This window comes from Blautia sp. HCP28S3_G10 (assembly GCF_052065235.1).
Lineage (GTDB): Bacteria > Bacillota > Clostridia > Lachnospirales > Lachnospiraceae > Blautia_A.
In genome coordinates, this window is sequence record NZ_JBQHUL010000026.1 from 41,239 (window position 1) to 51,273 (window position 10,035).

The window sequence follows — 10,035 nt, forward strand, 5'->3', positions numbered from 1 at the left end:
CTCCTTATCTGTCGCGTGTTACCGCTTTGTATTTCAATCTTCTAATTTCTCAATAGTTACTGTTGGTTCCTTTGCCTGAAGCAGATAGAGATTTCCTGTCAGATGTGTAAGTTTTCCTCCCGAAACTTCACCCGGTGTTCCTTCATTGATCCTCACCATAAAATATGCTTCATCATAGAAGTTTTTAAGCTTCAATTCTATAGACTGCTCTGTCACTGTCTTTGTAAATGTAACCGCTCCATAACGCTGAATCGCACCGGATAGTTCCGAACCGGTGAGTTGTCTCAAGGACGGTGCCGAATCCACCAGCCAGTCCATATATTCAGCGAGGTTGCTCTTCATCTTTTCCCAGCCAAGCGCTGCACCGCGGTCTTCGTCCAGAAGATCATCCGGATGAATAAAATGACTGTTCACAAAATGCATATTTAATTCCGACAGTGCCGCCATCTTCATATAATCATCGATAATTGCACCGGAGATGATACGCGGCTGTTCTACAATCCCATCCTTTGCAACTTCAAATTCCTGCACATACGCAAACTCACCGGTGAAATAATTACTGGCGATCGTCCGGATCTCCGGGAAATCTTTCGCGAACATCTCCCTTCCTTCTGCTGACAATACATTGGACGGCGGTACATAGACTGACATTGATACACTGGGAAATGTATCCTCTCCAAAATGGATCAATTCTTTTACAGCCTTTTTCATGGCCGCCTCATTTTTCCATGTATCATACGGAAGCACGTCACCATAATCCACATTTGAAAGACTCAACGGCTGATGATTGTATCCATGATACCCGAGTTCTCCACCTTGATGAAGCAGCATATTTCCAAAATACTGAAAACGTCTGGTATCCTTCTGTTTCTTAATCGTTCCATCCGTCGCATCCTCATAATTTTCAATAATCACACCGGTATAGCGAACGTTGTGATCAGATGCAAGCGCCTGCATATCCGGCCACCACACATCCATATAGAAATCACTAATGCTCATTCCATAGTCCCGCTTCACATAAGTAGCATCTCCCTCCGGAACCGGTGATGGAAAGTCATCCAGATAAAATGCTGATCCATTGATCACCGGATAAACCCCCACATCAGTAAGGAGACTGTAGGAAGCCGCATAGAATCCACGCACCGCTTTCTCATACAGTCCAAAGTTGTCTACTACAAACTTCCCTTTTCCATATTGGTTTTCCCAAATGACAGGCTGACCGTTTTTTTCATTGACATGCGCATAAACCTTCGCATTCTCACTCAGCTGCACTGCCCAGGCAGAGTCATACGGATCCGTGATTGCATAAGCCTGTCCGCCGCCAAGCATAAATTCCGGTTCAAAATAAATACTGTCTACAAGTATATTGTCATATCCGGAAGAAATGATTCCAAGCTTCTGCTCAATCACTGATGAATACGCTGTTTTCTGAAGTGTCAGGGCAAAAAGTACATTCCCACCCTCTGACACCCAATCACACAGTTCGATAAGATTCTCTTTCAACGGACTTACATCACTCAGTAATATAACAACCGTTTCATAAGCATGATAATCTGGAATAGAGGATGCACTCTGCAGGTCTACCACATCTGTTCCAACCTTCATATCTTTAAAAATTTGTTGAAACTGCTCCCATGCAGCCACACTCGCCTCATCTTCACTGTTACGAAATACCAGACAGGTCTTCGGCAGTGATTTCGCAGCCATCTGTTCCGTAACCACTTCTTCCTGACTGAGATATGCGACTTTTCTGTTTTTTTCAGTATATTGAATTCCACTTCGTTCAGCAAAAAGGACGACCGCGATCATCAGAAATACACCCAGGATCACCAGCATACTTTTAAACGGAAATGTTTTCAATGATTTTAATCCAGCCAAAAAGCCAATACCTCCTTACTCTTAGACGACAGATAGATCTGCTCCTCTTTCATCTGTCTTAAACACTGCTGCAACTCCGCTCCCTTTTTTCGTTCTGCCAGATACCGGATCTTCAAAATCCAGAACTCCTCTTTCCGATGCCATTTCTGATCCATCAGCCCTAGAATCTCTTCCGCCTGAACATAATCTCCTGTTTTCATCAGATTTTGTAACAGACGTACACATGTGGAGAGCGTCGTTTTCACCTTCAGCTTTTGTCTTAAAAGACGGATATAACGTTCCCTCTGTTCTCTCTCCATCTGGGCTTCCAGAATCCCCTGATTCAGATACTCTTCCATAAAATCACAGTACTGCTCCAGGATCTCCGAATCGTCCGGTGATGCCGCATACAGCTTCTCCATCTTCTGCAAACGAAAATCATATTCCTTGGAAAGTTCAACCATGGCTGTGATCGCATAATGGACAACCTCTACATCTTCATTCATGCGGGCCTGTTTCAGAAGATCCATATATTCTTCCGGATCATCATTTAACACATCCATGATCAGTTCACGGCGCACTCTCGGTTCGTTAATCAAAAGTGCCTCCTCTAACGGAACGATCTTTTTGTCCGTATCCGAAACTGCCTGAAAAATATTTTTATAAATCTCTTCATTTACACGAAGCTTTTCCACTCCCGGTTCTATCCTATTGTCTCTTCTGGTCAGCATTTGCAAATGCAAAAGCAGCACGCACACTGTTCCCCAGAAAGGAACGAAGATCACAAGTGCCATCAGATATTTTTTCACCTTCAGCAGATGTGTCTTTATCCCCAGCCAGACAAGCACACAGCAGACAATATGTAACAGGATCAGGAATACTCCAAGCACTGTCTGAATCATAATTTTTCTCCTGTATTTGCATTCTCCACGGTATCGATCTCATGACAGACGAAGCCGTTATTTTCCAGTCTTGCAAGAATGATCGGCAAGGAACTTCTGTCCGTCTGTGAAAGAATGAGGAAGAGCTCTCTTTTTTCAGAAATCCCCCAGACATCATTTTCACGGACCGAAGCCTGTAGCGCTGTGTCTGCCTCTTCCAGTGTCATCTTCGGATACTCCAGCTTCAAAAGCACATAGGATGCCCGATTCTCCTCCCTCATAGAATGGAAGGAATACAGCCGTTCTTCAAAATACTCCTGCTTCAATATACGTGTACCCTGCACGTACTGCCTGTTCTTGATTGCCTCCTGATATTCCAGTGCGCGCAAAAGTGCTGTTTCTACCAGACCGCAGAGAATCTGGAACAGATTCAGATAATAGAGGGAAAGCTGTTCACTTCCCACTTCCTGAATGAAAATCAGCATCACGAGCTCTCCATCCTTGTGAATCCCGTTCATATACATCGGATAGCCGTCCAGGAAATTCCGGTTTACCCACACCTTTCCGGACACAATCGTCTCTTTCGCTTCCAGATAATCATCCAGACAAATGGATTTTTTCAACACATCTGTCATTCCCTGGGATGCGATCTCAAGACGTCCATAGCTCTGATTCTTTCCAACTGAATAAATCGCAAATGTATGATTCTCAAGAACTGATTCCATCACATGCAGAGTTTCAATAAAAAGCTCCTGCGGAAGAATGATATCCAGTTTTTTCGTAATATCAAAAATCTTACCAAAGCTGTCACGGCTTCCCAGAATCTGCTTCTTGTACTGCCGTTTATCAGAAAGCGTCTCCTGATACATTTCTCTCATAAACAGAAATTTATCCAGGATCAGTTTATTCTCCTCTTTCATGAATTGAATATTATCTCTGTTTTTCAGTCGGATGTAACCACAGATCGCGCCGACTGCAAAATAGAAGATAAACGGAATCCAGTTCGAAGGTTCGTAGAAAAGTGTCGTCCAACCGATCCCGGTTTTCGTATATGCTGCCAGCAATGAAAGTGTTTCCAGCCCCGCTGCAGCAAGCCCATAATTAATGCCGTACAGACTGCTGAACAGCACGATGTAAACAAGCCTCAGATCGATCATCTGAAACTGCACCTGATTTCCCGCCACCCGGTTCAGTGCTTCAAAAACAAAAAATGTGAGCAGCAATTCCGCGATTTTCACGATTTTATCATGTACTTTCAAAAAAGTTTTTACTACATCGATCTTCCGTGTCTTATGGTTCGTTTTCTCACAATAATCCTCATAAATTTCTGTGAGATCCTCCAAAAGAGAAATCTTCGGAAACCAACCGTATTCATTTCTCAGAACGTGGTCATCAGATATCCCCTCCCGGATCAGCACCTCTGACAAATAGGTAATGTTTGCAGCCGGAAACATCTGTGCCAGTCTCTCCCCGAACTGTTGAAAAGTAAAATGAAATACCTGCGGAACCTGAAGACAGGCGCTCCCCTCTCCCCAGTTATCAAAAATCTTGTATAATAAATCCCCAAGATCACTCAAAGCAAGAAAATGCATCTCCTGTGCCGGTGCTTCTTCAAATGTAATCTGCTTCTTATTGATCACAGTTGAGAACAACTTGAAAAAATAATCCTCCTCATAAGTACCGGAATAAAGATACGGCACACGCAGAATCTTGACAGCGATCTGATGCAGCTCGCCGTATTGCCTGCAGAACTCTTCTGCCGAGCGGACCATCAGCGTCTTTCCTGTTGTATCTTCATATAAACTATCCGGTCCTGTAATATACAGAAGCCTGGAATTCAGATTCCCCTTATAGTAATGTAATAGCTTGCGTAAAGTCTCAATCTCACCCTCCATCGTCCCATGAAATGTAAGATAATTAGAAAAATAAATCACTCCCTCAAATTCATACGTCTTGAAAATGTCTTTGAATTCTTCCTCCGTCTTCGGCATCGGGTATACCGATAAGCTCTTATTGCGATTTGACTTTTGTTCAGTCTCTCCAAGAAGAAGAATCTGACACTCAGGGAAAGCCTCCTCGATAAATTCTGTTGTAATATATCCGATATTTCCGGTCATCAGTAATTTCATACGTCACCTCGTAATCATATATTGCGCATTTCTATCATTTCCAACCTATCATTTATGCAGAAGGTGTATTTTCTTTTATCCTCTTTTTATCTTTATACATCTTCTCGTCAGCACAATGGATCAGCTCCGGCAGATTCTTTTCCTCTGCATCTGTCCAGACATATCCCATTGCAACAGAGATAGGAATGTCACTTTGTTCATCGGCAAATTCAATCTCCGCTCTGACTTGCCTTATGATCTCTTCTGTTTCTTCGGCTGTCTTGTTTTTCAGGATAATCACGAACTCATCACCGCCGATTCTGTAACACTGACCGTTCTGTCCAACGGCAGCTCTCATACACTTTGCGATCGTGATAATAAGCTCATCACCTTTATTATGTCCCAGGCTGTCATTTATCTTCTTCAGATTGTTGGCATCCATCATTATATAGGAAATCATTCCCGGGAAAACCGCATTACTCTTGTTCTCCTCCAGAAATGCCGTTCTGTTTCCAAGACCGGTCATCGTATCCATATAGGCCATTCTTGCATAGATCTCGACATTGGCATTCTCCTGAACCTGCTCATACATTACGATACAGGCTGCATTGATCAAAAATGCGATAAATATCGCAATACCGACCGAATAGATATAGGAATAGCTCACTACATTTCCATAATAAAATAAAACGAGTGCTATAATGCTGAAAACGCAATATGCTACACATCCATTAATAACTCTTTGCAATTTAAGATTTTTATGCTTTTTGTTCTCATTGACCCCATTCCAGATCACGCGCAGAAGTGTTACTGTCATAAGCAGATGTTCACAGATAAGTATTATGGTCATCATATCACATCCGCTGATATAATTTAACAGATAAAGGACTAAGTTAAAAACAAACAGCTTACGCATCACGGACAGCATCCTGTGTTTGCCCGGCATGATCTCTTTGATAAATTCCAGAAGAGGGAACGGCAATGTGAAAAAGGACAAGAATGATATCTGCTCAATAATACTGGTGTGCTGAATGACTAACAGCAAAATCTGCGAGTCTGTCACCACCCAGATTCCTTCGGTCAAAATACAGATTCCCAGATTCCGCAGTGCACGGTAGATCTTCTCCGTTTTTCCCGCTTTCATATAAAGACAGGCGACAATACACATCACACCAAGAACAAGCGACAGTACACCGATAAGCACCGCATAAAGGTTATCCTTTATGATCCGTCTGTACATACTGGTTTTGTCTCCTATCAATATCCCCGAGCTCTCAATGCCTTTCAGATTATCTTTCGTCCCACCGATAAAGCTGATCGTCAGACTGTTTCCTGATGGAATATCAAACAAATGCACCGATCCATCTCTTTTTCCGTTCCTGTGATAGATCGTCTCATCGCCCACACGCACATAATAATTTTTCCAATGGGATCTGAGAAGCAGCACCCATTCCTCGTGCTCTCCTCTATCTGAGAGGCTGAAGGTGACCTCCGCCTTCGTAACACCGTCGGAAGCATCAATCGTCCACTCACCTTCCGGGGCACTTACTTTTCCTGTAAAAATTCTGTCGGGAGCATTCTCATATCTCCCGCAAATATATAATGCAGCTACCATAAAGAAGATAATTATAAGAGTAACTGCAGTATGTATCTTTTTCATAATCATTCTCTCTTATAATATTTTTTGCCATTCCGGCAGATATAATCGTGTCAGCATAACTGCCGAATAATTTTTTATTATACCATAGATTCTCATTTTTGAATTTATTTTTTTCAAAAAAAGATTCCCATTTGGGAATCTCAGACTGTAGACAAAGCCCTGCTTTTGCAGGGTTGGGTACTTGTTCCAACTATTTTCAATACTTATTTTTCTTATTGACGCACTTCTCTGTCAATTGTATAATTAAGTTAGATACAGAACATTTCTGTTATCAAAATATTGCCCGCCCACCATTGGCGACTTATAAATGATTGGCTCGAAAATATTGTTCGCTTACCGGAGGCGTCTAATAAATGTCCGGCTTGAAAATTATTTAGAAATAATTTCTGTTTTTGATATTGTGTTTTTATCACACATTGCATATACTATAAATACACAAGAAAGAGGAGGTGTTAGTATGGCTACTTCAAGTATTACTCATAATTTTGTCGTATCCAATCCAAATAGCGTAAAGCGTTTTGTCGCAGCAATTGACGAAGCCGACCGTGACCGCACACCAAAGCAGACACTTCCCGGACGTCAGTTAACGAACCCACAGGAAATCTTAGCTTTAATGTCAAAAAGAAAGAAAAAACATGTCTGATAAATATTTTACCGTTAATATTCGGGCATATTTGGATAAAGACGAACCGACATATATCGGAGAGGAAAGTCTTTACGACTTACTCTCCGATTTTTCTTGTCCCAAAAATCCCGATGTGGAATACTTTTTATTACATAATGCGATTGAGTTTACCAAAAAAGATCAATCTATCACTTATCTGGTATTTGATGCTGAAGATGCTTCACTGGTTGGTTATTTTTCACTTACAGTAAAACCAATCTCTGTCCGTGCTTCAAATATCAGCAAGACAATGGCAAAAAAGCTGTCCCGTGTCAGTATTTTGGATGAAGAAACACAATCCTATACCACCGCAGCTTACCTGATTGCCCAGTTGGGAAAGAACTATTCTCTTCCAAAGGAAAAACGAATTCCTGGAAATATTCTACTGGGATTTGCACTGGAAACCATATCCAGTCTCAAATATTCCATAGGCGGCGTTATGGAGTTTCTTGAATGCGAAGATAATGAATTTCTTCTGAGCTTTTATACGCAGAATCATTTCAAGCCATTTGATACTCGTATTACCGCTTCTCAGAATAATGAGCCACACACTCTGCATCAGCTTTTAAAATTTATTTGATTTAAAAATGCATGAAAAAAGCGACAGTCTGATTTACATTTTGTATTTCAGGAAACTGCCGCTTCTTTTTCTTCTTTATTCTGTTTTTCTTCCTCCAACTCGCCGGAGGGGCTTTATCCCCCATTGTGCTGGATTACATTATGGACAGTGAGGTTCCGAAACCATGCCGTCATTTTATCGGAAGAGATAAAGAACTGGAAGAATTATATACCATGCTTGAGGAAAACCGTCATGTTTTTCTTTGCGGAATTGCCGGAATCGGAAAAAGTGAACTTGCTAAAGCCTATGCAAAACAATACAAAAAGCATTACACTAAGATCTGGCTCTTTTGCAATCTGGTCGATTACATCCAGACGAAATCCACCTGCTCCTTTTTCCATCCACCAGAGAATCATATCATAGAGCTCTCTTCTCACTTTCGGATTCTCCCAGTTCAGATCTGGCTGTTTCACTGAAAACTGATGAAAATAATACTGTCCCAGTTCTGGAACCCACTCCCATGCCGGTCCTCCGAATACAGATATCTTCCATTGTTCCGAACATCGGCTCAATATCCTGATAATCTGAAATATCGTATCCATTGTCATCCTGTGGCGAACGGTACACCGGTGAGAGCCAGATTGCATCTATTCCAAGTTTTTTCAAATAATCCAATCTGCTGATAATTCCTGGAATATCACCGATTCCATCTCCATCCGAATCTTGAAAGCTTTTCGGATAAATCTGAATATCTCTCCAGCAGATTTTCTGATTCTACCGGGATATCCTCTCCTTTCTAACCATATACCTGGCTTATTTTTTTCTATATTTTAACGGAGAAACTCCATATGTTTTTCTGAAGCTTCTGATAAAATAGCTTACATTCTGATATCCACTCTGCATTGCAATCTCTGTAACAGGAATATCCGTATCTTGTAACAGCTGTTTTGCATGTCTAGAAAGGGGAATTGCTACGATAATTGCATCATGGAAACATTCTTTGGAAGAATAAAAACAGAACTGTATTATGGTTTTGAAAAAGATTATACATCATTTGAAGAATTTGCAATTGCTATTGATGAATATATTGATTACTATAATAGCAAACGAATCCAGGCAAAAACAAAATGGATGCCTCCTGTAAAATACAGAGAAGCATCCATAATGTCCGCCTAACTTATAAATATGTGTCCAGAATTCTGGGTACATATCATATATCAGTCATATAGCGATTGTTTTTATATCCATTATGAATTTATTATTCTTCTGTCAAGTCTGGGTCGGCTTTCTCTTTTACGTTCATCAACTCATTATACTGTTCTTCCTTTCCATTTTGTTGTAGAAAATACAGCATTCTGAATATAGTTTTTTGCTTCTGCTTCAGTAACATTATGCTGCCTTTCCTGATTCACATGCTTCTCATGTATCTATGATGCCTATATGGTTCCTTTAATCCATATCCGATTTCCACTATGCCGTCTTTGCCCAGTCCCTTGAAGGAAAAATCGCCCACAATCGTTCCTGGAGCATCTTTTAGTTCCATATTCCAGACTGCATACCATATCCTACGATCTGGTTCCAAAAGGCATCCTTCCAGCATTTCAGTATATGCCTGCTTCATTTCTGTATCAGCTTCTTTGTCTATCAAGCATCTCATCTCATCATCACTTATTGGATATAAATAAAGTCTTTCTGTTTCAACTTTCATTTTTATTTAACACAATAAAATTACTATACTCTGACAATAATTCTTGCCACTTCCATTACAAGAATCTTCAGCATTACTCCACTGGACATCACATAAAACCATATCTGCCTCATGTGCTGTGATTTTGCAATCGGAGTTGCGACAGCTGAAATGATAATGATTGTAGCTCCAATACATCCGATCAGATTAGGGATACTGACCAACGAGAATACACCCGGCGCACAGCTTCCATTGATTGTATTCTGAATTGTCTTATCAAGTCCATCTCTCGCCGCCGCAAAACAGCATATAACAAGTCCGTATGCCAGAAGAAACAGACTTCTGCGTCCCCAGTAATTGATGCTTGTTCGGTTTGCTATGGATTCACCAATAAATCCAAGTAATACAACGCGGATACGTTCAATCTGTATGCCCGCAGTACGTCTGCCATTACTGTTCGGTGCTGCCTTTGTTGCCTCTAAAACCTGAACCTGTTTCATGCTCATAATTTTCCTGGTATATTGTAATTGACTCATCTAACGGTCATTTACAAATATACCTTTTCCTTTCTATCAACCTACTATCTGTGGTTGATTACGGTGTTATACATTTGTATTAT

Annotated in this window: 8 protein-coding genes and 4 pseudogenes; 4 read left to right on the forward strand and 8 right to left on the reverse strand. The window is 41.0% G+C overall.

What is annotated here, in order from left to right:
- Window positions 1–33 precede the first annotated feature (33 nt).
- From ACTNB8_RS11240 to ACTNB8_RS11255, 4 genes are read right to left on the reverse strand one after another with little or no spacing between them, the layout of a single operon-like run.
- Window positions 34–1,878 (reverse strand): DUF2194 domain-containing protein, encoded by a 1,845-nt coding sequence (locus ACTNB8_RS11240; protein ID WP_441054713.1) that lies wholly within the window; start codon window positions 1,876–1,878, stop codon window positions 34–36.
- Window positions 1,866–2,759 carry a hypothetical protein gene (locus ACTNB8_RS11245; RefSeq protein WP_441054715.1) on the reverse strand — a complete coding sequence of 298 codons (894 nt, stop codon included), beginning with the start codon at window positions 2,757–2,759 and terminating at the stop codon, window positions 1,866–1,868. Before ACTNB8_RS11245 ends, ACTNB8_RS11240 begins: the two co-directional genes overlap by 13 nt.
- Complete coding sequence (locus tag ACTNB8_RS11250) at window positions 2,756–4,867, reverse strand: NAD-dependent epimerase/dehydratase family protein (protein ID WP_441054717.1); 2,112 nt, start codon at window positions 4,865–4,867, stop codon at window positions 2,756–2,758. The genes ACTNB8_RS11245 and ACTNB8_RS11250 overlap by 4 nt, the downstream gene beginning before the upstream one ends.
- Window positions 4,868–4,919: 52 nt before the next feature.
- On the reverse strand, window positions 4,920–6,506 hold the full coding sequence (locus ACTNB8_RS11255) for a diguanylate cyclase domain-containing protein (RefSeq protein WP_441054719.1): 1,587 nt from the start codon (window positions 6,504–6,506) through the stop codon (window positions 4,920–4,922).
- A 457-nt stretch (window positions 6,507–6,963) separates the two neighbouring features.
- On the opposite strand from ACTNB8_RS11255, the gene ACTNB8_RS11260 reads away from it, so the two are divergent.
- The 3 genes and pseudogenes from ACTNB8_RS11260 to ACTNB8_RS11270 form a co-directional block, all read left to right on the forward strand.
- Window positions 6,964–7,149 (forward strand): hypothetical protein, encoded by a 186-nt coding sequence (locus ACTNB8_RS11260; protein ID WP_014080774.1) that lies wholly within the window; start codon window positions 6,964–6,966, stop codon window positions 7,147–7,149.
- Window positions 7,142–7,750 carry a GNAT family acetyltransferase gene (locus ACTNB8_RS11265; RefSeq protein WP_441054722.1) on the forward strand — a complete coding sequence of 203 codons (609 nt, stop codon included), beginning with the start codon at window positions 7,142–7,144 and terminating at the stop codon, window positions 7,748–7,750. The genes ACTNB8_RS11260 and ACTNB8_RS11265 overlap by 8 nt, the downstream gene beginning before the upstream one ends.
- A gap of 98 nt (window positions 7,751–7,848) precedes the next feature.
- Window positions 7,849–8,070: pseudogene (locus ACTNB8_RS11270) on the forward strand (hypothetical protein); the annotation flags it as partial.
- On the opposite strand, the pseudogene ACTNB8_RS11275 reads toward ACTNB8_RS11270, so the two are convergent.
- A pseudogene (locus ACTNB8_RS11275) lies at window positions 8,059–8,494 on the reverse strand (alpha-amylase family glycosyl hydrolase); the annotation flags it as partial. The pseudogenes ACTNB8_RS11270 and ACTNB8_RS11275 overlap by 12 nt on opposite strands.
- Before the next feature lie 48 nt (window positions 8,495–8,542).
- Window positions 8,543–8,686: pseudogene (locus tag ACTNB8_RS11280) on the reverse strand (helix-turn-helix transcriptional regulator); the annotation flags it as partial.
- Between ACTNB8_RS11280 and ACTNB8_RS11285 the strand changes: the two are divergent.
- Window positions 8,681–8,905, forward strand: a pseudogene (locus ACTNB8_RS11285) (IS3 family transposase); the annotation flags it as partial. The pseudogenes ACTNB8_RS11280 and ACTNB8_RS11285 sit on opposite strands and share 6 nt — an antisense overlap.
- Before the next feature lie 232 nt (window positions 8,906–9,137).
- Here ACTNB8_RS11285 and ACTNB8_RS11290 read toward each other — a convergent pair.
- Both ACTNB8_RS11290 and ACTNB8_RS11295 read right to left on the reverse strand, forming a co-directional pair.
- Entirely contained in the window at window positions 9,138–9,437 is a 300-nt protein-coding gene (locus tag ACTNB8_RS11290) for a hypothetical protein (RefSeq protein ID WP_441054724.1), read from the reverse strand.
- 23 nt (window positions 9,438–9,460) lie between these two features.
- On the reverse strand, window positions 9,461–9,916 hold the full coding sequence (locus tag ACTNB8_RS11295) for a hypothetical protein (RefSeq protein WP_441054726.1): 456 nt from the start codon (window positions 9,914–9,916) through the stop codon (window positions 9,461–9,463).
- Between the last annotated feature and the right edge of the window lie 119 nt (window positions 9,917–10,035).

Excerpts from the sequence above, each read along its gene's own strand:
- ACTNB8_RS11250 (WP_441054717.1), bottom strand. The coding sequence starts at position 4,867 with ATGAAATTACTGATGACCGGAAATATCGGATATATTACAACAGAATTT.
- ACTNB8_RS11245 (WP_441054715.1), bottom strand. The coding sequence starts at position 2,759 with ATGATTCAGACAGTGCTTGGAGTATTCCTGATCCTGTTACATATTGTC.
- ACTNB8_RS11260 (WP_014080774.1), top strand. The coding sequence starts at position 6,964 with ATGGCTACTTCAAGTATTACTCATAATTTTGTCGTATCCAATCCAAAT.
- ACTNB8_RS11290 (WP_441054724.1), bottom strand. The coding sequence starts at position 9,437 with ATGAAAGTTGAAACAGAAAGACTTTATTTATATCCAATAAGTGATGAT.
- ACTNB8_RS11265 (WP_441054722.1), top strand. The coding sequence starts at position 7,142 with ATGTCTGATAAATATTTTACCGTTAATATTCGGGCATATTTGGATAAA.
- ACTNB8_RS11295 (WP_441054726.1), bottom strand. The coding sequence starts at position 9,916 with ATGAAACAGGTTCAGGTTTTAGAGGCAACAAAGGCAGCACCGAACAGT.
- ACTNB8_RS11255 (WP_441054719.1), bottom strand. The coding sequence starts at position 6,506 with ATGAAAAAGATACATACTGCAGTTACTCTTATAATTATCTTCTTTATG.